Genomic DNA, 22,116 nt, shown 5'->3' on the forward strand with positions numbered 1-22,116 from the left:
CTCAGATGCTGTTTACATGGCGCCCGGGGACGCCACATCGATTGTAATGCGGTTAAAAGAACAGTGGAGCGGACCCTCAGGCCCGCTCCACCGGTTCAGAACTTGTTGTTACTCTGCAGCTGCAGCAGCAACGATGTTGACCACGCGACGACCGCGGCGGGTGCCGAACTCGACGGCGCCCGGGGTCAGGGCGAACAGGGTGTCATCCCCGCCGCGGCCAACGCCGGCGCCCGGGTGGAAGTGGGTGCCACGCTGGCGGACGATGATCTCGCCTGCGGAAACGACCTGGCCGCCGAAGCGCTTGACGCCGAGGTACTGAGCGTTGGAATCGCGACCGTTGCGAGTGGAGCTCGCGCCCTTTTTATGTGCCATCTGAAATGCCTGCCTCTAAATTCTGGGGAATCTGTTGAAATACCTGAACAGTAACCGGTGGTTACTTGATGCCGGTGATCTTGACCTTGGTCAGTTCCTGGCGGTGACCCTGGCGCTTCTTGTAACCGGTCTTGTTCTTGAACTTCTGGATGACAATCTTAGGACCACGCAGGTCCTGGAGGATTTCAGCCGTAACAGTTACCTTGGCCAGGTCGGCGGCGGCGGAGGTGACCTTGTCACCGTCAACCAGGAGCAGTGCGGGCAGCTCAATGGTGCTGCCGGCTCCACCGGCGACGCGGTTCAGGGTAACGAAGTCTCCAACGGAAACCTTCTCTTGGCGGCCGCCTGCGCGGACAATCGCGTACACCACTTGGGAACTCACTTCTCTCGACGTTTATAACAAAATTTGCGTGCGTAACCGACTCATTAAAAGCCTGGTTTTTCGCTGTGCCTCAACGCCGTGGGGTCATAACCCAAGTGTTGGCGTAAGCACCGAAGATCCAGAATACGCTAAATCCGACTCCGGCCGCAAATGAGGCTGGTTCCGGCGGGCCGGCTGTGATAGCAACCACAAGCCGGCGGCGGCGCCGTCACCGTGCCGTTCCATGATACTGGTGCCGCCGCCTGCCGGCGGTCAGGAATGCAGCCGCGGCGCGTCGAAAAACTCGAGTTCGAGGCGGCACGACTGTTTGAAGGCGGTGACCATGGCTGACCGCTCATGGTCGGACGCGTTCCGTCCCGCTGCGTCCACGATGGCAATGGCCCTGCGGGTGGCCTCGGCGAAGCCCTCGTCAGCATAAGTGCGGAGCCAGTCCGCGTAGGCGTGCCCGGCCGGTTCGCCGGAGCCAAGGAAGCGGGCGTGCAGTTTTTCGCCCACCTCCGCGTAGAGCCAGAAACAGGGCAGGACCGCGGCGGCGAGGACAGCATAACTGCCCGACGCCGAGGCCGCAGTGAGGTGGTCGACGTACGCCTTGGTGACGGGGCCCAAGCCGGTGGGCGCGGGCCGGGTGCTGAGCCACGAGCGGTGCAGTTCCGATTCCACCTCGAGGCACTGCTGGGCGGAGCCGGCCCAGAACAGCTGCTCGGCCTCGGAGGGGGCCATGGCGCTGGCACGGGCAAGCACCCGCGAGTAGCCGTTGAGGTAAAGGGCATCCTGGGCCAGGTAATAGGCGAAGTCCTTTTCGGCGAGGCCGCCGGAGGCCAGGCCGTTGATGAAGTCCAGCGCGTAGATAGCCTCGAGGTCCTGCTGCGCTTCCGCCCACAGGAGGGCCGCGAAGCCGCCTTCCGGCAGGGCCGGGCGGACGTGGTGGAAGTGGTGGACCGGTCCGTTCCCCTGGCCTACCTCGAGCGTGCCGGAGCTTTCCAGGGCACCTGCCAGCCAGGGCTTGACCGTCCGGAGGGCAGCTTCCCAGTCGCCCACGCGCGCCTGCACGGTGGCCATGGCGGAGGACAGCGAGCAGCCGGTACCGTGGCTGTTGCGGGTGGCAACCCGGGCACCGTGGACTTCCACCACTTCCTGGCCCAGGAGGCCGCCGGTGTTGACCAGGGCGTCCGGGCAGCCGGGACCCGCGAGGTGGCCGCCCTTGACCAGCACGGTGGCCCCGGTGGCCGCTGCGAGGCGCCTGCCCTGGTCCAGCGCCGCTTCCCAGTCCGACGCCGGGTCCTCCCCCACCAGCATGGCGAGCTCGGGCACGTTCGGGGTGATGAGGTGGGCAAGGGGCAGCAGTTCCCGCAGCGCGGCTTCGGCCGATTCCTGCAGGAGCCGGTCACCGCTGGTTGCCACCATCACCGGGTCGAGGACCACGACGGCGGGGCGCACCTTTTCGAGCCACCCGCGGACAGTGCGGATGACCGCTTCATCACCCAGCATGCCGATCTTGACGGCGTCAATGCTGATGTCATCACTGACAGCATCCAGCTGCCGGGCCAGGAACCCGGCGGGAGGAACATGCACGTCCTGCACACCCCGGGTGTTTTGTGCGGTGAGCGCGGTAATGGCGGCCATACCGTAGCCGCCATGGGCGGCGATGCTCTTGAGGTCCGCCTGGATGCCGGCCCCGCCTGACGGGTCGGAACCGGCGATGGAGAGCACTCGGGGGACGGCACGGCCAGCGGGCTGCGGGGCAGCCTCCAGGACAGCCGGGAGGGGCATGGAGAGGGTCGAAGACAAGAGACATCCCTTCGCCGGTACTAGCCGGACAGGTTCAACGGGTCTGGATCTCAGCCGGCCTGTGCGGCACCCCGTGTCGGTTTCCAGACTAGCTGCTGACGCCCGGGCGCGGGAAAGGTGACAGCCCCCGGCATGCAGGAAGTCCCCGCCCGGTGGACTGTTCCCCCGTTATTCGGAGGGGAACAGTCCACCGGACGGGGACTTCCCGGCGCGGTGGTCCGGCGTGGGCTTAGAGCTCCGAGGCGGGCACCCCGACGCCGAGGATGATGGGTTCCTCCGCCGCCTTGCCCGGTTCCGCCGTGGCAGCCCCGGGTTTGCCGGACTCGGGTGCCTTCGCGGCGTGCGAGTGCCCGGCGCCAGTGGCCTGGACATTCTCGTGGTGCTGGACGGCGGTCTCGTTGGCGGCACCCTGGGCACGGCTGGCGGCCCGGTGGCGCCGGGGCCGGCGTTGGCGGGACTGCTCCAGCGTGTGGTCGGAGTAATCATTTTCCGCCGGGGCTTCCACCGCAGCCGGCTGCTGCACCGGCGCCGCTTCTTCCCTGGGCCGTTCGGCGTTCCTGGGCTGTTCGGCTTCGGCAGGCTGTTGGGCAGCCGCGTCCTTGGCCGGTGCATCCTCCATGGCAGAGGCGGGCTGGCCGAGGTGCGCGAACGCTTCGGCCAGGCGGTCCAAGGTGAGTGCCGGCTTGGGCTGGTGCTCCTCAGCGTGCTCCACGAACGGAAGCGGGACCTGCTCGCCGCCGAACGTCAGGACCGCCGCGGGACGCGCCGGGGAGCCGTCGTCGTGCTTCTCCCCGTCGGGTGCGGCAGCAGGCGGAACGGACGGCATCTGCCGTGCAGCGGCCACCTCGTCGTCGTGCAGGTGCGCCGCGTGCGCGGCCGCTGCGATGTTGGCCAGGGCAAGCCTGGTGGCCTCCGCTTTGGCGTGCCGCTCGGCATCTGTCGGGTCGGGCTGGACGGTGTGGACGTGGACTGCCGGGGCCGGAGCCGCTTCAGGCTGCTGGTTGCCGCGGCCGCGGCGGCGTTTGCGCTCCGGGCGGACCCCGGGCTGGGCGGCGTCGTTCCGGTGCCCTTCCGGGCGGTGCGCTTCGCCGCGGGGCTCGGGACGGTTGTCGGTGCGCTGGACATGGTGCTCGGCGGCCACGATGTTGGCGCGGCGGTGCTCCACGGGATCGTCGTGGGTCACTACACCGCGGCCTGCGCAGGCCTCGCACTGTTCGCCGAAGACTTCCAGCAGCCCGGTGCCCATGCGCTTGCGGGTCATCTGGACCAGGCCCAGTGACGTCACTTCCGCGACCTGGTGCTTGGTCCGGTCGCGGCCCAGGCATTCCACCAGGCGGCGGAGGACCAGGTCACGGTTGGATTCGAGCACCATGTCGATGAAGTCGATCACGATGATGCCGCCGATGTCGCGCAGCCGCAGCTGGCGGACCACTTCCTCGGCGGCTTCGAGGTTGTTCTTGGTGACCGTCTCCTCGAGGTTGCCGCCGCTGCCGGTGAATTTGCCGGTGTTGACGTCCACCACGGTCATGGCTTCGGTGCGGTCGATCACCAGGGAGCCGCCGGAGGGCAGGAAGACCTTGCGCTCCAGGGCCTTGTGGATCTGCTCGTCGATGCGCCAGGCGGAGAAGATGTCCTGGTCCTTGGTCCACTTCTCGAGCCTGCCCACCAGATCGGGCGCCACGTAGGTGACGTAGGCCTCGATGGTGTCCCAGGCTTCCTCGCCGGAAACGATGAGCTTGGAGAAGTCCTCGTTGAAGACGTCGCGGACAACCTTGATGGTCAGGTCCGGCTCGCCGTAAAGCAGCTCGGGGGCAAGGATCTTGGTGGACGCCGCCTGGCTTTCGATGCCTTCCCACTGGGCGCGCAGCCGGTTGATGTCGTGCGTCAGCTCTTCCTCGGACGCGCCTTCGGCGGCGGTGCGGACAATGACACCGGCGTGCTCGGGCAGCCGGTCCTTGAGGATGCGCTTGAGGCGGTTGCGTTCGACGTCGGGCAGCTTGCGGGAGATGCCGGTCATGGATCCGCCGGGCACGTACACAAGGTAGCGGCCGGGAAGCGAGATCTGGCTGGTGAGGCGGGCACCCTTGTGGCCCACGGGGTCCTTGGTGACCTGGACCAGCACGGTATCCCCGGACTTCAGCGCGTTTTCGATGCGGCGCTGCTTGCCTTCGAGGTTCACTGCCTCCCAGTTGACCTCGCCGGCATACAGGACGGCGTTGCGGCCGCGCCCGATGTCAACGAACGCCGCTTCCATGGACGGCAGCACGTTCTGGACCTTGCCCAGGTAGACGTTGCCGATCAGCGAGTCCTGCTGCGTCTTGGACACGAAGTGCTCAGCCAGGACGCCGTCTTCGAGGACCGCAATCTGGATCCTGTCGTCGCGCTGGCGGACGATCATCTGCCGGTCGACGGATTCGCGGCGTGCCAGGAACTCGGCTTCCGTGATGACGGTGCGGCGGCGGCCCGTGTCGCGGGATTCGCGGCGGCGCTGCTTCTTGGCTTCCAGGCGGGTGGAGCCCTTTACGCTCGTGACCCGGTTGTTCACCGGTGCTTCGCTCACCGGCCGTGGTGCACGGACGCGGGTCACCGTGTTGGGCGGATCGTCGTCCCCGCCGCCGGTCAGTTCAAGGTCCTGGTCCCCGCGGCGGCGGCGGCGACGGCGGCGGGAGGTGACACCGTCTTCCAGCTGTGCGGCGTTGTCTTCGTCGGCTTCGTCCTCGGCGTCAGTGTCTGAGCTGCCGGCCTCGGCGTCCTCACTGGCCCGGTCGCCGGTGCGGCTGCGGCCCCGCCGGCCCCGGCTGCGGCGCCTGCGGCGGCTGGAGGAGTCGTCGCCGTCGTCGGTTTCGTCTTCCTCAGGCTCCTCCACAGCCGGCACAGCGGGGCGGACCACGGTACTCAGGTCGGGTGCCTGGAAGATGACGGACGTGGGGGAAGCGGGTTCAAGGAACAAGGACCCGAACGGGCTGGCGGCTGCCGGGGCGGACCCGGCCTTGGACGGCTCCCCCGCCTGGGCTGCGGCGGGTTCCTGTGCCGGCGCGGGTTCCTGTGCCGGCGCGGGTTCCTGGGTCCGCTCCTGGGCTGATGCGGCAGCTGCTTCCACGGCGCCGGCAGCTCCACCGGCGGTGGTGGCCTGTGGGGTCTGGTCCTGGTCCTGTTCGGGGGCTGCTGCCGGGCCTGCGGCCTGCGTGGCTGGCGCTTCCTGGGCGGGAGCTTCCTGGGCGGCCGCCTCGGCATCGGCTGGTTCCCCAGCCTGCGCTTCCGCAACAGCGGATTCCGCCGGTACGGCCACGGCCTCTGCTTCTGGCTGCGGCGCGGCGGCGGGGGACGCAGCCTTGCGGGTGGCTACGCGACGGCGGCGCACGGGCTTGGCCTCCGCCTCAGCCGCCTCGGGGGCAGCCGCGGCGTCGGAAGCAGCTTGCGGTGCGGGGCTCACGGCCGCTGCCGCAGGAGCCTCGGCGACGCCGGTATCCGGCGAGGCGGCGTCCGCTTCACCGGCGAAGGCGGGCAGGGGCTCGGCGGCGTCAACTTTCTTCCGGGCGCGGGTGCGCCGGGCCGGAGCCTTGGGCGCCGCGAGGGCCTCTACTGCTCCGCCGTCGGCACCGGGGGTGGCGGCTGCCTCCGCAGGCGCCACGGCGCCGGCGTCCGCCGGGGCGGCCTCGGCCTTGGGAGCCGTCTTGCGGCGGGTGCGCACAGCCCTCTTGGGTGCAGCGGCCGCTGCATCTTCGTTAACGGCCAGTTCCTGATCATTGTCCATATGTGGCAACACTCCTGCCCCTGACGTACCGCCACATCCGGCACCCATTGGGGCACATATTGTCAAAACCCGCAGGCGTTGACAGAAGTCAAGTGGATACTCCCAGGTTCGCACCGTCGTTGGGGTGCGGCAGCCCGTGGGAGCCGGCGGATGTTTCGAAAACCCGTTGTTCTGCGTGCCACAACCAGGTGCCGCCCAATGGAGTCGCGGGAGTGCCGGAAGAATCCGAAGCCTGCCCTGCTCATCATTGGCGGTCTTGGAACAAACCACCGGACCGGAGTCCGAATGTGGATCGGCTTCCAGCCACGTTCATTCTCTCATACCCGCGCCGGATCGCCGCGGAGGCAGCCGATGCTCTTCCGTTGTTGTGTGGTGGCCTCAGGGTCCGGCGTTACAATCAGGCACAGGAGCACCGGACGAAAAGGACGCCACACCAATGCCCAGCATCTCCCCCGTCAGCGCCCACCACCAGGAACGGGCCGCCGATCCGCAGTCCAGTCCTGCCGCGAATGTCCCGCGGATGACCCGCAACCGGCCCTTCGGCTGGCTGCTGGTCGTCACCGGCTTTGTGGGTTGGCTTGCCTCCGGAACCTTGGTACTGGAGAAGCTGGAAGTGCTCAAGGATCCCAACCACGTCACCGTATGCGACGTGAATCCCTGGATCTCCTGCGGCGAAGTCATGAAGACATGGCAGAGCTCGCTCTTCGGCTTCCCGAACATGTTCATTGGCATCGTGGCGTTCGCCGTCATCATCACCGTGGGCATGGCCCTGCTGTCCGGGGCCACCTTCGCCCGCTGGTACTGGATCGGTCTGCAGGCAGGCGTCACCCTCGGTTTCATCTTCGTCGTGTGGCTGTGGTCCCAGGCGCTGTACGCCATCCACGTCCTGTGCCCTTTCTGCATGATCGTCTGGGCCGCCATGATTCCGCTCTTTGTCTGGACCACCATCCGCAACATCTCGGCCGGCGTGATTCCGATGCCCGCAGGCGCAGCCCGTGTCCTGGGTGACTCCGGCTGGATCATCACCGCGCTGCTGTACGTGGCCGTCATCGCCACCATCTTCTTCGCGTTCATCCAGATCTTCGCGGGAACGTCAGGGTTCTAGCCGCAGTTACAGCAAAGGGAGGGCCGGTGTTCACATCGAACACCGGCCCTCCCCTTTGCTGCTGTTAGTTCTCCTGGAACCAGATCTTGATCTCGCGCTCAGCGGACTCGGTGGAGTCGGAACCGTGCACAAGGTTCTGCTGGACTTTCAGGCCCCAGTCGCGGCCGAAGTCGCCGCGGATGGTGCCGGGGGCCGCCGTCGTGGGGTCCGTGGTGCCGGCCAGGGACCGGAAGCCCTCGATCACGCGGTGGCCTTCGAAGATGGCCGCCACGACCGGGCCGCTGAGCATGAACTCCACCAGCGGCTCGTAGAACGGCTTGCCCACGTGCTCCTCGTAGTGCTGCTCCAGCAGTTCGCGGGTGGCGTCAACCTTCTTCAGCTCGACCAGGCTGTAGCCTTTGGCTTCGATCCGGGCCAGGATGGCGCCGCTCAGGTTACGGGCGACGCCGTCGGGCTTGATCAGGACGAGGGTGCGCTCTGTAGTCACAACTGCTCCAATGGGTTGGTGGGGGTTTCGGGATAAGTCTACGGGGACTGGTTTACGGAGTTTGGGGCTGCGCGGGGCCGGCGGCCTGGTCCGGATGGGCCGCCTCCCATTCAGCCTGCTCGCGGGCACGCTGCGCCGCTTCACGGTCCAGCCGGATGCCGGTCCGGATGCCGTACCACCAGGCCAGGGCGAAGAGCGCGCCCACCAGGAACATGGCCGGCTCAAAGATGCCGGTGAGGATCAGGACGAGCTGCAGGATCCAGCCCAATCCAATCCCCCAGGGTTTGTTGAGGACCGCGCAGGCGAAGACCATGACCACGCTGAGGGCAATGCCCACGCCGAGGATCAGCGCCGGCGGAAATTCCCCGCGCCGCAGGCCGAACACCACCAGGGTGGCGAAGAACATGACGAACGCTTCCAGGAGCAGCACCGTGGAGGCGAACATCACCTTGGTGGACCGGCGCTTCTTCGGCATCCCGGGACGCCATTCCCGCTGTGCCTTGGTCAGTTTGGCCATGCCTACGCCTCCGTCTTGCCGAGCAGGATGCGTGCTTCCGCCACCAGGGTGATCGATCCGGTGACCAGCACGCCGCCGGAGAGGTCGTCGTTGGCTTCGGCCCGCTCAACGGCCCATTCCAGTGCGTCGTCCAGTTTCTCCGCGATGTGCACGTTGTCCTCGCCAAAGCCGAGGTCCACCGCAAGCTCGGCGAGCTCGGCGGCCGGGACGGCGCGCGGCGAGTTGGACTGGGTGAAGCAGTACTCCGATGCCATGTCACCCAGGGATTCCCTGAGTTCACGGAGGATCTCCTCGGCGTCTTTCTCCTTGAGTACGCCGACCACCGGAACCAGGCGGGTGAACGTGAACGCTTCCTGCAGCGCGGCGGCTGAAGCCTTGATGCCGTCGGGGTTGTGGGCGGCGTCCACGATGATGGTGGGCGCGGTCCGGACCACCTCCAGCCGGCCCGGGGACGTGACAGCCGCGAAGCCTTCCTGCAGGACCTCGAAGTCGAGTTCCTTTTCGCCGCCGAAGAATGCCTCCAGGGCGGCAACCGCGACGGCGGCGTTCTGTGCCTGGTGTGCGCCGTGCAGCGGCACCAGCAGGTCCGGGTAGCGGCCGGCGATGCCCTGGATGGTCACCACCTGTCCGCCAACGGCCACCGTGCGGGACTCGACGCCGAACTCCACGCCCTCGAAGCGGAACGGCACGCCCACTTCCTTGGCCTTCTCCAGCAGTACCTGCGCCGCGTCGAGGGGCTGGGCAGCGCTGACAAGGTACCCGCCGGGCTTGATGATGCCGGCCTTTTCGCGGGCAATGTCCTCAGTGGTGTCCCCCAGGAGGTCGGTGTGGTCCAGCGAAATCGGCGTCACGACCGAGACCTGGCCGTCGCCGACATTGGTGGCGTCCGTGATGCCGCCCAGGCCCACTTCGATGATGGCCACATTGACGGGCTGGTCCGCGAAGATGGCGAAGCCCAGGATGGTGAGGCACTCGAAGTAGGTCAGCCGCGGCTGGCCCTCGGACTCGAGTTCGGAGTCCACGATCTGCAGGTAGGGCCGGATCTCGTCCCAGATCCTGACGAACGTTTCGTCCGGCACCGGGTGGCCGTCGATGCTGATCCGCTCCGTGATCTTGGACAGGTGCGGGCTGGTGTACCGGCCCGTGCTCAGTCCGTGGGCGCGGAGCACGGACTCGATCATCCGCGACGTCGAGGTCTTGCCGTTGGTTCCGGTCACGTGGATGATCGGGTACGCCTTGTTGGGCTCCCCGAGGACATCCATGGCGCGGAACAGCGGCGCCAGCCGGGGCTCCATCTTGTTTTCCGGCGCCCGTCCCAGCAGCTCGGCATAGACGCTTTCCACGGAAAATTCGTCGGTCATGTCCTAGGCCTCCACTTTTTCAACGGCGACGGCGGGTTCAGCCGCGGCGCCTGCCTGGGCGTCCAGGTGCACCGTCAGCGTTTCGCCCTTGACGAGTCCGGCGTTGGCCAGCAGGGCATCCACCACGTTCTGCGGTGCGGTCACGGACGTCCGGATCCGGTCGCTCACGTTAAGGCCGGCGTCCTTGCGCGCCTGCTGGATGGCGCGGACCATGTCGCGGGCCAGTCCTTCGGCTTCAAGCTCCGGCGTGACCTCGGTGTTGAGGACCACGAACCCGCCTCCGGGCAGCACGGCAACAGCGGCCGAACCGCCCTCGGACTCCGCCACCACGGTCTCCAGCGTGTACTCCTGGGGCTCCAGCTGGAGGCCCCCGGCGGTGACCACACCGTCGTCGTCCACTGACCAGTCGCCGGACTTGGAGCCCTTAATGGCCAGCTGGACGTTCTTGCCCAGGCGCGGGCCGGCGGCCCGGGCGTTGACCACCAGCTTCTGCTGGATGCCGAACTCCTCGGGCGAAGCGGTGGCGGCGTCCAGGAGGCGGACGGAACGGAGGTTGAGTTCGTCGGCGACGACGGCGGCAAATCCTTCCAGCGCGTCCGCACCGGGTGCCACGACGGTGAGTTCCTGCAGCGGCAGGCGCACCCGCAGGTTCGCTGCCTTGCGCAGCGAGGAGCCGGTGGAGCAGATCTGCTGGACCCGGTCCATGGCTTCCACCAGGGACGGGTTGGCCGGGAACAGGTCCGCGTCCGGCCAGTCGGCAAGGTGCACGGAGCGGCCGCCGGTCAGGCCGCGCCAGATCTCCTCGGAAACCAGCGGCAGCAGGGACGCCGCGGCACGCGTGACGGTTTCCAGGGCGGTGTACAGGGCGTCGAAGGCGTCCTGGTCCTCGTCGAAGAACCGCTGGCGGCTCCGCCGGACATACCAGTTGGTGAGCATGTCCAGGTAGCTGCGCAGCGAGTCGCAGGCTCCGGAGATGTCATAGGTGTCCAGCTGGGCGGTCATGCTGCGGACCAGGTCGCCGGTGTTGGCCAGCAGGTACTGGTCCAGGGTGTCCCGGTAGCCCTCGTAGCGCAGCTTGGCGTCGTATCCCGCGCCGCTGTTGGCGGCATTGGTGTACAGGGCGAAGAAGCTGTAGACGTTCCAGAGCGGCAGGATGACCTGGCGCACGCCGTCGCGGATGCCCTGTTCGGTGACGATGAGGTTGCCGCCGCGCAGGATGGGGCTGGACATCAGGAACCAGCGCATCGCGTCGGAACCGTCCCGGTCAAGGACTTCCGACACGTCCGGGTAGTTGCGCAGGCTCTTGGACATCTTCTGGCCATCGGAGCCCAGCACGATGCCATGGCTGATGACGTTGCGGAACGCGGGCCGGTCGAAAAGCGCGGTGGAGAGGATGTGCAGCATATAGAACCAGCCGCGGGTCTGGCCGATGTACTCGACGATGAAGTCGGCCGGGTTGTGGGTGTTGAACCAGGCCTCGTTCTCGAACGGGTAGTGCACCTGGCCGTACGGCATGGAGCCGGAGTCGAACCAGACATCCAGGACGTCCTCCACGCGGCGCATCACGGACTGGCCCTCTTCGGGCGTACGGGGGTCGTCCGGGTTCGGCCGGGTGAGCTCGTCGATAAACGGCCGGTGCAGGTCCACCTGGCCGTCCTTGTTCAGCGGCAGGCGGCCGAAGTCGGCCTCGATCTCGGCGAGGGAGCCGTAGACGTCGGTGCGCGGGTATTCGGGATCCGTCGACTGCCACACGGGGATGGGACTGCCCCAGAACCGGTTGCGGCTGATGGACCAGTCGCGGGCGTTTTCCAGCCACTTGCCGAACTGGCCGTCCTTCACGTTGCCGGGGATCCAGTTGATCTCCTGGTTCAGTTCGGACATGCGGTCCTTGAACTTGGTGACCTCCACGTACCAGGAGGACACCGCGCGGTAGATCAGCGGGTTGCGGCAGCGCCAGCAGTGCGGGTAGCTGTGCTCGTAGCTGGCCTGGCGCACCAGCCGGCCCTGGGCCCGCAGCACCTGCGTGATCGGCTTGTTGGCCTCGAAGACCTGCAGGCCCACGATCCCGTGAAGGTCGCCGTGCTTGAACAGCGGCAGGAACCGCGCGCCTTCGTCGACGGAGAGCACCACGGGGATACCCGCCTCCTCGCAGACTTTCTGGTCGTCTTCACCGTAGGCGGGCGCCTGGTGGACGATGCCGGTGCCGTCCGTGGTGGTGACATAGTCGGCCACCACGAAGCGCCAGGCGTTCTCCATGCCGTACTTCTCGTTGTCGGCGAAGTCGTCCCAGAGCCGCTGGTACTCGAGGCCTTCGAGTTCGGAACCGGCGTAGGTGGCCACGACGGCGGCTGCCGCGTCCTCGAAGCTGTCGTAGCCGAGGTCTTTGGCGTAGCTGCCCAGCAGGTCCGCGGCGAGCAGGAAGCTGCCGCCGACGGGAGCGTCGGGCGAGGCCGCCTTGATGCCGTTGGGGCCGGCCGGCAGCACGGCATACGCGATGGAAGGCCCGACGGCGAGCGCGGCGTTGGTGGGCAGCGTCCAGGGCGTGGTGGTCCAGGCCAGGGCCTGAACGCCGGCAAGCTTCTGCGACAGCTCCGACTTCCCGGCGAGGATGGGGAACGTGACGGTCACCGTCTGGTCCTGGCGGTTCTTGTAGACGTCGTCGTCCATGCGCAGTTCATGGTTGGACAGCGGCGTTTCGTCCTTCCAGCAATACGGCAGGACCCGGTAGCCGTTGTAGGTCAGGCCCTTGTCGTGCAGCTGCTTGAACGCCCAGAGGACCGACTCCATGTATTCGACGTTGAGCGTCTTGTAGTCATTGTCGAAGTCCACCCAGCGGGCCTGGCGGGTGACGTAGCTGCGCCACTCGTCGGCGTATTTCATCACCGAGGCGCGGCACGCGTCGTTGAACTTGTCGATGCCCATGGCTTCGATCTGGGTCTTGTCGGTCATCCCCAGCTGCTTCATGGCTTCGAGCTCGGCGGGAAGGCCGTGGGTGTCCCAGCCAAAGCGGCGCTCCACGCGCTTTCCGCGCTGGGTCTGGTACCGGCCCACCAGGTCCTTGGCATAGCCGGTCAGCAGGTGTCCGTAGTGCGGCAGGCCGTTGGCGAAGGGCGGGCCGTCGTAGAACACGAATTCGTTGCTGCCGGGCTCACCACCGGGGACGTCGGCGCTGCGCTGGTCGATGCTTGCCTGGAAGGTGCCGTCCTGGTCCCAGTACTTCAGGATGCGCTCTTCGATCTCCGGGAACTTCACGGAGGCGGAAACGCCGGCGCTGCCATTGGCAGAGGTACTGGCTGAGGCCTTGGGGTAAAACGTCATGTTCGACATCCTGGGTTGAGCGCGGGTGAACCTCCGGCACGGGCCGGAGGTTCCGTTCAGGATGCGAGGACGGCTGCCGTACGGTCCGAAGACTGCACGCCTACCGCGGTACCACCTCACTTACCGGCGCTGCGTGTTCCCGAAGGAACGGCCGCTGGCCCCGGCCTCTCATTACTGCTGTAACGGGCTTACCCGTCCGGTTCTACTAATGCCGCCCGCCCTGCATGGCGCGGCCGCACGTTCTTCCGGAAGCTCACCGGTGATTGCCGGGTCATAGCCACTGTTGAGTCTACTATTCCACCGGCATCCTGTGCCATTCAGGGCCTGACGCGGACCCGGTGGTGTGCCTAGACTCGCCTCATGGCAGCTCCCGGGGATTCGGTTGCGCGCAGGCGTGCGGCTGTGGCGTGCAGATGGCTGTTCGTTCCCGCCGCCCTTCCGGTCGTGGCAGTATCCGTGATCCGGGCGGTACCCGCCGACTGGCCCGTGTTCGCGGTGCAGCTGGTGGCGTTCACGCCCTGGGCCGCGGTGCCCGCCGCCGCAGCCCTGCTGTTGGCGTTCCTGGGACGGAGCAGGTGGCAGCAGGTGCTGGCCGCGGCGCTGGCGGGCTGCCAGGCGTTCTGGCTGTTCCCGCTGGACATCCGTGAACCGGCCCCCGAGGCCGCCGGCAGCCAGGTGTCCCTGGTTGTCCTGAGCATCAACGCCGAGTTGGGCGGGGCTGACGCGGCGGCCCTGGTGAAGCTGGTCCGTGAACGGCGTGTTGATCTGCTGGCAGTCGAGGAGTACACACCCCAACTCGCACGAAGGTTCACGGCGGCGGGACTGGACGGCGTGCTCCCCCACCGGGTTGCCCGTCCGCGGGACCGTGCCGCCGGCAGCGCCATCTACTCCTCTTACCCGCTGCAGGAGGCCGGCGCGCTGCCCGGCACCCGGTTCAGCATGCCGTTGGCCGACGTGGACCTGGGAGCCGGCAACGGTACCGTCCTGCGCGTGGCAGCGGTGCACGCCCTGGCGCCGGTGGGAAAGGGCCTCGGCCAATGGCGCAGCGACCTGGTTGCCGCAGCCGGTGCTGACCCGGGGTCGGGTCCCCTGCTGCTGGCCGGGGACTTTAACGCGACCTACGACCACCGGGAATTCCGGGCGCTGCTGGGAGGAACAGGAGGCCGCCCCCTCCTGGACGTGGCGGCATCGCTGGGCAGCAGGCTGGTCCCCACCTGGCCGATGCGGGGCTACCATCTCCCGGGGATCGCCCTTGACCACCTGGTCACCAGCCCGGACATCCAGGCGTCCGGGTATTCGGTGGACAGGCTGGAGGGGACGGACCACGCCGCGGTGTCCGCCACATTGAACATCCGGGTCCCCTAGCGTCCCTTGTCAGCCCTTGCGGATCAGCTTGTGCGTTGCCGCCTGCGCCACGGGCCGGATGACGATCTGGTCCAGGTTGATGTGGTGCGGAACGGTGACGGCGTAGCGGACCACGTCGGCTACATCCTCTGCCGTCAACGGCTTCTCCACGCCCTGGTACACCTTGCCCGCGGCCTGGGCATCCCCCAGCCGGTTGAGGGCGAACTCCTCGGTCTGCACCAGGCCGGGGGCCACCTCGATCACGCGGACGTTGTGCTCGGCTTCCTCCAGCCGAAGCGCATTGGTCAGGGCGTGCTGGCCGAACTTGGCGGCGTTGTATCCGCCGCCGCCTTCGTAGGCGTCCAGCCCGGCCGTGGAGGTCAGGTTCAGCACCGTTCCCCCGCCGGTGGCGCGCAGCATGGGCAGGAACGCGCGGGTCAGCTTCATGGTGCCCAGGACGTTGACGCGGTACATCCATTCCCAGTCGTCGGTGCTGGCATCGCCCACCCGGTCGGCACCGCGGGCGCCGCCGGCGATGTTGACCAGCGTGTCGATGCCGCCCGCCTCCGTGACCTGCGCGAGGAGCCGGGACACGTCGTCGTCCTCTGCAATGTCGGCAGGAATGGCGACGGCGCCCGTCGCGCTTTCCAGGGCGGCCAGACGGTCGGCCCGGCGGGCCACGGCGAAGACCGTCCAGCCGTCGGCGCGCAGCGCGCGCACGGTCGCTTCCCCGATGCCGCTGCTCGCGCCGGTCACCAGTGCTGCCTTTTTCTGCAAGTGCTCAGTCATGGCACCACCCTAGCCGGATCAGTCCGCCGGGCGTCCCCGGAGGTAATCCAGCAGGACCAGGGCATGGTTGGCCTCCGTGTTCCGGGCAGCGTAGAGCAGGGTGATCCGGGGATGGTCTGCGGCCAGTTCGAGCAGCTCTTCCACCGCTGGATTGGAGTCCAGTTCGAGCCGGTAGCGTGCACCGAAATCGGCAAACCGCCCAGGCCGGTGATCGAACTCCTTGCGCAACGCGGTGGACGGCGCGACCTCCTTGAGCCAATGGTCGACGGCGGCCCTTTCCCTGGGCATCCCCCGCGGCCAAAGCCGGTCCACCAGTACCCGGCAGCCGTCGTCGTCCGCAGGCGGCTCATAGATGCGCTTCACGCCAAAGGTTCCCCGGATCCGGCCCATAGGCGGCATGCTACCCCCACTGGGGCCCGGCCGCGGGTGACGGGTTGGGTGGGATGGAACCAGGCATGAAAGAATTGCCCAATGGCTGAAGACACGCAGGGTACAGACACGCCCACCACCGCCCCCATCAACGTTCCGGACAAGCCGGCCCTCGAAGGCCTCGAAGCGGCGCTCACCCAGCGCTGGCTGTCCGAGGGCACCTACAAGTTCAACCCCGACACCACCCGGGAGCAGGTCTACTCGATCGACACTCCCCCGCCCACGGCGTCGGGATCCCTGCATGTGGGGCACATGTTCTCCTTCACCCAGACGGATGTCCAGGCACGCTACATGCGCATGACCGGCAAGAACGTCTTCTACCCCATGGGCTGGGACGACAACGGGCTGCCCACGGAGCGCCGCGTCCAGAACTACTACGGTGTCCGCTGTGATCCCGCCATCCCCTACAACGCCGACTACCGGCCACCGGCGCAGCCCGCCAAGAACCAGCGCGATTTCGACGTCGTGTCCCGCCAGAACTTCATCGAACTGTGCGAGGAACTGGCCGTCGAGGACGAGAAGGTCTTCGAAAACCTGTTCCAGACGCTGGGCCTCTCCGTCGACTGGGACCTGACGTACCGCACCATCGACGACACCTCCCGCGCAGTGTCCCAGCGCGCCTTCCTGGCCAACCTTGCCGCCGGGGACGCCTACATGGCCGAAGCCCCCACCCTGTGGGACGTCACCTTCCGCACCGCCGTGGCCCAGGCCGAGCTTGAGGACCGCGAGGTCCCGGGCGCCTACTACCGGTACCCCTTCCTCACCGAGGACGGCGGCAAGGTGTTCATCGAAACCACCCGGCCGGAGCTGCTCGCAGCGTGTGCCGCGCTGGTGGCAAACCCCGACGACGAGCGGTACCAGCCACTGTTCGGCAAGACCGTGAGGTCCCCGCTGTTCGACGTGGAGCTTGAGGTCAAGGCCCACCCGCTGGCCAAGGCGGACAAGGGCTCCGGCATCGCGATGGTCTGCACCTTTGGTGACCTGACCGACGTCACGTGGTGGCGCGAGCTGCAGCTTCCCACCCGGGCCATCATGGGCCGCGACGGGCGCATCATCGCCGAAACCCCGGAGTGGATCACCAGCGAAGCCGGCAGGGAAGCGTACGCGGCGATTGCCGGCAAGACCGCCTTCTCCGCCAAGGAAGCAGTGGTTGAACTGCTCAAGGAAGCCGGGCTGCTGGACGGCGAACCCAAGAAGATCACCCACCCGGTGAACTTCTTCGAAAAGGGCGACAAGCCGCTGGAAGTGGTCACCTCACGCCAGTGGTACATCCGCAACGGCGGACGCGACGAGGACCGCCGCGAACGCCTGATCGGCCGGGGCAAGGAGATCGACTTCCACCCGTCGTTCATGCGCTCCCGCTACGAGAACTGGATCGCCGGGCTGAACGGCGACTGGCTGGTCTCCCGGCAGCGGTTCTTCGGCGTGCCCATCCCCGTCTGGTATCCGCTGGATGCCCAGGGCAACCCGGACTACGACAACCCCATCCTGCCCTCCGACGACCTGCTTCCCGTCGATCCGGCGGCTGACGCTGCGCCGGGCTTTGACGAGTCGCAGCGTGACCAGCCGAACGGCTTCACCGGTGACGCCGACGTCCTGGACACCTGGGCCACGTCGTCACTGACGCCGCAGATCGTTGGCGGCTGGAGCCGGAACGAGGACCTGTTCGCCAAGGTGTACCCGTTCGATCTCCGGCCCCAGGGCCACGACATCATCAGGACCTGGCTGTTCTCCTCGGTGGTCCGCGCGGATGCGCTGCAGAAGAACGCCCCCTGGAAGCACGCGGCCATCTCCGGCTGGATCCTGGATCCGGACCGCAAGAAGATGTCCAAGTCCAAGGGCAACGTGGTGGTCCCCACGGATGTGCTGAACGAATACGGTTCCGACGCCGTCCGCTACTGGGCTGCCTCGGCGCGGCTTGGCGCGGATACCGCCTACGAGATCGCGCAGATGAAGATCGGCCGCCGCCTGGCCATCAAACTGCTCAACGCGTCCAAATTTGTATTGAACCTTGGCGCCACAGAGAACTCCGTGCTCTCCGGTGACCTGGCTGTCCTGACCAACCCCCTGGACAGGGCGCTGCTGGCCCAGCTGGCGGACGTCGTCGCGCAGTCCACCAAGGCGTTCGACAACTACGACTACGCGCGCGCCCTGCAGCTCACGGAGTCGTTCTTCTGGCAGTTCACCGATGACTACGTGGAGCTGATCAAGGACCGTGCCTACGGGGCCGCGGGCGGGGCCGAGCAGGCCTCCGTGCTGGCCGCCCTGGCCACCACCCTGGATACGCTGCTGCGGCTGTTCGCCCCGTTCCTGCCTTTCGCCACGGAGGAAGTCTGGAGCTGGTGGCGCAGCGGGTCGGTGCACCGGGCCGCATGGCCGGCCGCGCTGGAGATTCCCGGCGGGGACACCACCATGCTGGCCACCGTTGGCGTGGCCCTCAGCGGTGTCCGCAAGGCCAAGTCGGAGGCGAAGGTCAAGCAGCGCACCGAGGTGCTGTCCGCAACCATCACCGCTCCGGAAGCACTGACGGCACAGCTCCGGGCGGGGCTGGCCGACCTGAAGGCTGCGTCCAACGCACGGGACATCACGTTGGTGGTGGGTGAGGGCGAGCTCGCCGTCACCGGCGTGGCCCTGGCGCCGAGCGACGAACCCGCCAAGGCCTGACGCGGTCCAGTGAGTGGCCCGTTTCCGGGCAAAGGGGAAGCCCCATCAGCGTTTTGCCGTTGGTGGGGCTTCGACTTTTCGGCCATCTGGTGACGAACTCTGATGGTCTGGCAGGATCCGCTGATCTTCAGGTCTTACTACACCGTCACTGGTAGCTTGCATTCAACTTTGCCGATGGCTGCGTCAAACTACATATCACTGAATCTTTGGTTCCTGCGTCCCGCTTCTTTCGAAGTGGGTAAAAACCATTGTTCTCCTGCTCCAGGGCATGCACAAGGGCCCCGGGATAACTACACAACGGTAGTTATCCCGGGGCCCTTTGCGCGTGAGGTGAGCCCGGACGCCGCCCGGTCTCTAGTCGAATTCCGGGCTCTCCGTGCGGCTGCGCTTGAGCTCGAAGAAGTGCGGGTACGCGGCGATGGCGGTGGTGGCGTCCCAGATTTTGCCGGCTTCCTCGCCGCGCGGAATGCGGGTCAGGACGGGCCCGAAGAAGGCGGTGCCGTTGAACGCGACCACGGGCGTTCCCACATCCTGCCCCACCAGCGAGATGCCCTCCTCATGGCTGGCACGGAGTTGGGGGTCGTAGGCGTCTGTGGTGGCGGCCTCGGCCAGGGAGGCGGGCAGCCCGCACTCGGCCAGGGCCTTGGTGATCACCTGCGTGCGGTCCTTTTCACCCTGGTTGTGGATGAGCGTGCCCATGGCGTCATACAGCGGCTTGATGACCTGCGGCCCGTGCTCCTCCCGGGCGGCGATGATGACGCGCACCATCCCCCAGGCGTTGTCCATGGATTCGCGGTAGCCGGGTTCAAGGTCGCGTCCCTCATTCAGGACGGCCAGGCTCATGACGTGCCACTCCGTCTCGATGTCGCGGACGGTTTCCACCTCACCGATCCAGCGGGAGGTGACCCACGCGAACGGGCACAGGGGGTCGAACCAGAAATCGGCTTTGTTCTTGGCAGGTGAAGTCAAGGGTTTTCCTCCAGGTCAGGCAGACTTACGGCGCTTGGCCACGTGCGGAATCATGGTGGGCTCAGCCCCCCGCAGGACCACGTCCTCGGTGATCACCACGCTGGCCACGTCCTCGCGGCTCGGCAGGTCGAACATCACGGGAAGCAGGACCTCTTCGAGGATGGCGCGGAGGCCGCGTGCCCCCGTGCCGCGTTCCAGTGCCTGGTCCGCGATGGCTTCCAGGGCGGTGTCGTCGAACACGAGTTCCACGCCGTCGATCTGGAACATCTTCTGGTACTGCTTCACCAGGGCGTTCTTGGGGGTGGAGAGGATCTGGATCAGGGCGTCGCGGTCCAGGTTGGAGACGGTGGTGATCACCGGGAGCCTGCCAATGAATTCGGGGATCAGGCCGAATTTGAGCAGGTCTTCAGGCATGACCTCGCCGTAGGAATCCACTTTCTTGCTGGCCTCGTTGAGCGGAGCGCCGAAGCCGATGCCCTTCCGGCCGGAGCGGGAGCCGATGATCTCCTCAAGGCCGGCGAACGCGCCGGCGACGATGAACAGGACGTTGGTGGTGTCGATCTGGATGAATTCCTGGTGCGGGTGCTTGCGTCCGCCCTGCGGCGGCACAGAGGCGACGGTGCCTTCCAGGATTTTCAGGAGCGCCTGCTGCACGCCTTCACCGGAGACGTCCCGGGTGATGGAGGGGTTCTCACTCTTGCGGGAGATCTTGTCGATCTCGTCGATGTAGATGATGCCCTGTTCGGCCTTCTTGACGTCGTAGTCCGCGGCCTGGATGAGCTTGAGGAGGATATTTTCCACGTCTTCGCCCACGTAGCCGGCCTCGGTCAAAGCCGTGGCGTCGGCGACGGCGAACGGTACGTTCAGGCGCCGGGCGAGGGTCTGCGCGAGGTAGGTCTTTCCACAGCCGGTGGGGCCGATGAGGAGGATGTTCGACTTGGCGATTTCGACGTCGTCATGGTGCCCGCCGTCGCCAAGGCTTCCGGACTTGGGCGCGTGGCCGGCCTGGATGCGCTTGTAATGGTTGTAGACCGCGACGGCGAGGGAGCGCTTGGCAGGTTCCTGGCCAATGACGTATTCCTGCAGGAAGTCGAAGATTTCACGCGGCTTGGGCAGTTCGAAGCTGCCGAGATCCGCGACCTCCGCGAGCTCCTCTTCGATGATTTCGTTGCACAACTCGATGCATTCATCACAGATGTAGACACCGGGCCCGGCAATGAGCTTGCGCACCTGCTTCTGGCTCTTTCCGCAGAAAGAGCACTTCAGCAGATCCGTGCTCTCGCCAATCCGAGCCATATGTGAACCCCTTAGTATCCTGCTGCCAGGCAGCTCTGCACCATTGCTGAAATCTTCCCGGCCATCGCAGACCGGATTGTGACAACATCCACTCTAGGTCACATTCGCCGCCAAGGGTGGAAAGAAAAGGCCGGTGCGGCCAAATGAACTGGGCCGCACCGGCTTTCCGTACTGCTACCGCGTAATTGCCTGCGGCTTGATCTTGCGTGAATCGAGGACCTGGTCGATCAGGCCGTATGCCTGGGCCTCTTCGGCGGTGAGGATCTTGTCACGCTCGATGTCGTTGTTGACCTGCTCGGACGTGCGCCCCGAATGGTGGGCCAGCGTATCCTCCAGCCAGGAGCGCATGCGCATGACCTCTGCGGCCTGGATTTCCAGGTCGGAGGCCTGCCCGCCCTGGCCGCCGGACAGTGCCGGCTGGTGGATCAGGACGCGGGCGTTGGGCAGTGCCAGCCGCTTGCCGGGGGTACCGGCGGCCAGCAGGACGGCGGCCGCGCTGGCGGCCTGGCCCAGGCAGACGGTCTGGATCTCGGGGCGGATGTACTGCATCGTGTCGTAGATCGCCGTCATGGCCGTGAAGGAGCCGCCGGGCGAGTTGATGTACAGGGTGATGTCGCGGTCCGGGTCCGTTGATTCCAGGACCAGCAGCTGGGCCATGATGTCGTCAGCGGAAGCGTCGTCAACCTGGACGCCGAGGAAGATGATGCGGTCCTCGAAGAGCTTGGTGTAGGGGTCCTGGCGCTTGAAGCCGTAGGGGGTCCGTTCCTCGAACTGCGGCAGGACGTAGCGGCTGGACGGAAGATTGCCGGCTGACCACCCGAAGTTGTAGTTCATTGTGTTTGCTCCTGATCGAAGGGGTTCTGAGTGCCGGTTAGTTCTGGGAGGCTGATTCGCCGGAGGATCCGTTGGACGTTCCGCCGCCGCCGGAGACGGAGCCGGCGTGGGCGGCGATCTTGTCGAAGAAGCCGTACTCGAGCGCCTCGGTGGCCGTGAACCACTTGTCGCGGTCGTTGTCCTTGAGGATGGTCTCAACGGTCTGGCCGGTCTGCTCGGCGGTCAGTTCCGCCATGACCTTCTTCATGTGCAGGATGAGTTCGGCCTGGATCTTGATGTCGGACGCGGTGCCGCCGATGCCGCCGGAGGGCTGGTGCATCAGGACGCGGGCGTTCGGGGTGGCGTAGCGCTTGCCCTTGGTGCCCGAGGAGAGCAGGAACTGCCCCATCGATGCTGCCAGGCCGGTGGCGACAGTGACGACGTCATTGGGGATGAACTGCATGGTGTCGTAGATGGCCATGCCTGCGGTGACGGAGCCGCCGGGCGAGTTGATGTAGAGGTAGATGTCCTTTTCTGGGTTCTCGGCCGAGAGCAGGAGCAGCTGCGAGCAGATCGCGTTGGCGTTGTCATCACGCACCTCCGAGCCCAGCCAGATGATCCGCTCCTTGAGAAGGCGGTTGTAAATGTAGTTGTCCTGGGCTGCAGGATCGACGGTCGCCATCCGGGGGGCCTCTGAGTGCTGTGACATGTTTACTTACCTCTCACTG

Annotated in this window: 17 protein-coding genes and 1 riboswitch; of the genes, 3 read left to right on the forward strand and 14 right to left on the reverse strand. The window is 66.7% G+C overall.

The window, feature by feature from the left end; genetic code table 11:
- Positions 1-108 precede the first annotated feature (108 nt).
- The 4 genes from rpmA to PUN71_RS05895 all read right to left on the reverse strand — a co-directional run bounded on the left by rpmA (position 109) and on the right by PUN71_RS05895 (position 6,296).
- Positions 109-372: a 50S ribosomal protein L27 gene (rpmA, locus tag PUN71_RS05880; protein ID WP_009372867.1), complete on the reverse strand. Its 264-nt coding sequence runs from the start codon at positions 370-372 to the stop codon at positions 109-111.
- A 61-nt stretch (positions 373-433) separates the two neighbouring features.
- On the reverse strand, positions 434-742 hold the full coding sequence (gene rplU, locus PUN71_RS05885) for a 50S ribosomal protein L21 (RefSeq protein ID WP_003803420.1): 309 nt from the start codon (positions 740-742) through the stop codon (positions 434-436).
- 264 nt (positions 743-1,006) lie between these two features.
- Positions 1,007-2,524 (reverse strand): bifunctional hydroxymethylpyrimidine kinase/phosphomethylpyrimidine kinase, encoded by a 1,518-nt coding sequence (gene thiD / locus PUN71_RS05890; RefSeq protein ID WP_277797728.1) that lies wholly within the window; start codon positions 2,522-2,524, stop codon positions 1,007-1,009.
- A gap of 7 nt (positions 2,525-2,531) precedes the next feature.
- Positions 2,532-2,626: riboswitch (TPP riboswitch) on the reverse strand.
- Positions 2,627-2,771: 145 nt separating this feature from the next.
- Positions 2,772-6,296 carry an Rne/Rng family ribonuclease gene (locus tag PUN71_RS05895; RefSeq protein ID WP_277797673.1) on the reverse strand — a complete coding sequence of 1,175 codons (3,525 nt, stop codon included), beginning with the start codon at positions 6,294-6,296 and terminating at the stop codon, positions 2,772-2,774.
- Between the two features lie 436 nt (positions 6,297-6,732).
- On the opposite strand from PUN71_RS05895, the gene PUN71_RS05900 reads away from it, so the two are divergent.
- A complete protein-coding gene (locus PUN71_RS05900; protein WP_277797674.1) occupies positions 6,733-7,401 on the forward strand; it encodes a vitamin K epoxide reductase family protein in 669 nt (222 codons plus the stop codon).
- 64 nt (positions 7,402-7,465) lie between these two features.
- On the opposite strand, the gene ndk is transcribed toward PUN71_RS05900, so the two are convergent.
- The 4 genes from ndk to ileS are packed head-to-tail and all read right to left on the reverse strand — an operon-like array spanning position 7,466 to position 13,084.
- Entirely contained in the window at positions 7,466-7,888 is a 423-nt protein-coding gene (gene ndk, locus PUN71_RS05905; RefSeq protein WP_043451010.1) for a nucleoside-diphosphate kinase, read from the reverse strand.
- 52 nt (positions 7,889-7,940) lie between these two features.
- A complete protein-coding gene (locus tag PUN71_RS05910) occupies positions 7,941-8,405 on the reverse strand; it encodes a DUF4233 domain-containing protein (RefSeq protein ID WP_277797675.1) in 465 nt (154 codons plus the stop codon).
- A 2-nt stretch (positions 8,406-8,407) separates the two neighbouring features.
- Positions 8,408-9,766 (reverse strand): bifunctional folylpolyglutamate synthase/dihydrofolate synthase, encoded by a 1,359-nt coding sequence (locus tag PUN71_RS05915; protein WP_277797676.1) that lies wholly within the window; start codon positions 9,764-9,766, stop codon positions 8,408-8,410.
- 3 nt (positions 9,767-9,769) lie between these two features.
- Positions 9,770-13,084: an isoleucine--tRNA ligase gene (ileS, locus tag PUN71_RS05920; RefSeq protein ID WP_277797677.1), complete on the reverse strand. Its 3,315-nt coding sequence runs from the start codon at positions 13,082-13,084 to the stop codon at positions 9,770-9,772.
- 360 nt (positions 13,085-13,444) lie between these two features.
- Here ileS and PUN71_RS05925 point away from each other — a divergent pair, with 360 nt between their 5' ends.
- Positions 13,445-14,449: an endonuclease/exonuclease/phosphatase family protein gene (locus tag PUN71_RS05925; protein ID WP_277797678.1), complete on the forward strand. Its 1,005-nt coding sequence runs from the start codon at positions 13,445-13,447 to the stop codon at positions 14,447-14,449.
- Positions 14,450-14,458: 9 nt separating this feature from the next.
- On the opposite strand, the gene PUN71_RS05930 is transcribed toward PUN71_RS05925, so the two are convergent.
- Together PUN71_RS05930 and PUN71_RS05935 are read right to left on the reverse strand one after the other, a co-directional pair.
- On the reverse strand, positions 14,459-15,217 hold the full coding sequence (locus PUN71_RS05930; RefSeq protein WP_277797679.1) for an SDR family oxidoreductase: 759 nt from the start codon (positions 15,215-15,217) through the stop codon (positions 14,459-14,461).
- 18 nt (positions 15,218-15,235) lie between these two features.
- A complete protein-coding gene (locus PUN71_RS05935) occupies positions 15,236-15,607 on the reverse strand; it encodes a DUF488 domain-containing protein (RefSeq protein WP_277797680.1) in 372 nt (123 codons plus the stop codon).
- Positions 15,608-15,688: 81 nt separating this feature from the next.
- Here PUN71_RS05935 and valS point away from each other — a divergent pair, with 81 nt between their 5' ends.
- Positions 15,689-18,310 carry a valine--tRNA ligase gene (gene valS / locus PUN71_RS05940; protein ID WP_277797681.1) on the forward strand — a complete coding sequence of 874 codons (2,622 nt, stop codon included), beginning with the start codon at positions 15,689-15,691 and terminating at the stop codon, positions 18,308-18,310.
- Positions 18,311-18,664: 354 nt separating this feature from the next.
- On the opposite strand, the gene PUN71_RS05945 is transcribed toward valS, so the two are convergent.
- From PUN71_RS05945 to PUN71_RS05960, 4 genes are all read right to left on the reverse strand, one after another.
- Positions 18,665-19,279 carry a mycothiol-dependent nitroreductase Rv2466c family protein gene (locus PUN71_RS05945; RefSeq protein WP_277797682.1) on the reverse strand — a complete coding sequence of 205 codons (615 nt, stop codon included), beginning with the start codon at positions 19,277-19,279 and terminating at the stop codon, positions 18,665-18,667.
- A gap of 15 nt (positions 19,280-19,294) precedes the next feature.
- On the reverse strand, positions 19,295-20,575 hold the full coding sequence (gene clpX, locus PUN71_RS05950; RefSeq protein WP_043450993.1) for an ATP-dependent Clp protease ATP-binding subunit ClpX: 1,281 nt from the start codon (positions 20,573-20,575) through the stop codon (positions 19,295-19,297).
- A 174-nt stretch (positions 20,576-20,749) separates the two neighbouring features.
- Positions 20,750-21,409 carry an ATP-dependent Clp protease proteolytic subunit gene (locus PUN71_RS05955; RefSeq protein WP_018769476.1) on the reverse strand — a complete coding sequence of 220 codons (660 nt, stop codon included), beginning with the start codon at positions 21,407-21,409 and terminating at the stop codon, positions 20,750-20,752.
- 37 nt (positions 21,410-21,446) lie between these two features.
- Complete coding sequence (locus PUN71_RS05960) at positions 21,447-22,070, reverse strand: ATP-dependent Clp protease proteolytic subunit (protein ID WP_018761581.1); 624 nt, start codon at positions 22,068-22,070, stop codon at positions 21,447-21,449.
- Positions 22,071-22,116 lie beyond the last annotated feature (46 nt).

Source organism: Arthrobacter sp. NQ7 (genome assembly GCF_029581595.2).
In the GTDB taxonomy this organism is placed as follows: Bacteria; Actinomycetota; Actinomycetes; order Actinomycetales; family Micrococcaceae; genus Arthrobacter; species Arthrobacter phenanthrenivorans_B.

Bases quoted from the DNA above. Each gene is read 5' to 3' on its own strand.
- rpmA (WP_009372867.1), bottom strand. From the start codon at position 372: ATGGCACATAAAAAGGGCGCGAGCTCCACTCGCAACGGTCGCGATTCC.
- thiD (WP_277797728.1), bottom strand. From the start codon at position 2,524: ATGCCCCTCCCGGCTGTCCTGGAGGCTGCCCCGCAGCCCGCTGGCCGT.
- PUN71_RS05895 (WP_277797673.1), bottom strand. From the start codon at position 6,296: ATGGACAATGATCAGGAACTGGCCGTTAACGAAGATGCAGCGGCCGCT.
- PUN71_RS05900 (WP_277797674.1), top strand. From the start codon at position 6,733: ATGCCCAGCATCTCCCCCGTCAGCGCCCACCACCAGGAACGGGCCGCC.
- PUN71_RS05910 (WP_277797675.1), bottom strand. From the start codon at position 8,405: ATGGCCAAACTGACCAAGGCACAGCGGGAATGGCGTCCCGGGATGCCG.
- PUN71_RS05915 (WP_277797676.1), bottom strand. From the start codon at position 9,766: ATGACCGACGAATTTTCCGTGGAAAGCGTCTATGCCGAGCTGCTGGGA.
- ileS (WP_277797677.1), bottom strand. From the start codon at position 13,084: ATGACGTTTTACCCCAAGGCCTCAGCCAGTACCTCTGCCAATGGCAGC.
- PUN71_RS05925 (WP_277797678.1), top strand. From the start codon at position 13,445: ATGGCAGCTCCCGGGGATTCGGTTGCGCGCAGGCGTGCGGCTGTGGCG.
- PUN71_RS05930 (WP_277797679.1), bottom strand. From the start codon at position 15,217: ATGACTGAGCACTTGCAGAAAAAGGCAGCACTGGTGACCGGCGCGAGC.
- PUN71_RS05935 (WP_277797680.1), bottom strand. From the start codon at position 15,607: ATGGGCCGGATCCGGGGAACCTTTGGCGTGAAGCGCATCTATGAGCCG.
- valS (WP_277797681.1), top strand. From the start codon at position 15,689: ATGGCTGAAGACACGCAGGGTACAGACACGCCCACCACCGCCCCCATC.
- clpX (WP_043450993.1), bottom strand. From the start codon at position 20,575: ATGGCTCGGATTGGCGAGAGCACGGATCTGCTGAAGTGCTCTTTCTGC.
- PUN71_RS05955 (WP_018769476.1), bottom strand. From the start codon at position 21,409: ATGAACTACAACTTCGGGTGGTCAGCCGGCAATCTTCCGTCCAGCCGC.
- PUN71_RS05960 (WP_018761581.1), bottom strand. From the start codon at position 22,070: ATGGCGACCGTCGATCCTGCAGCCCAGGACAACTACATTTACAACCGC.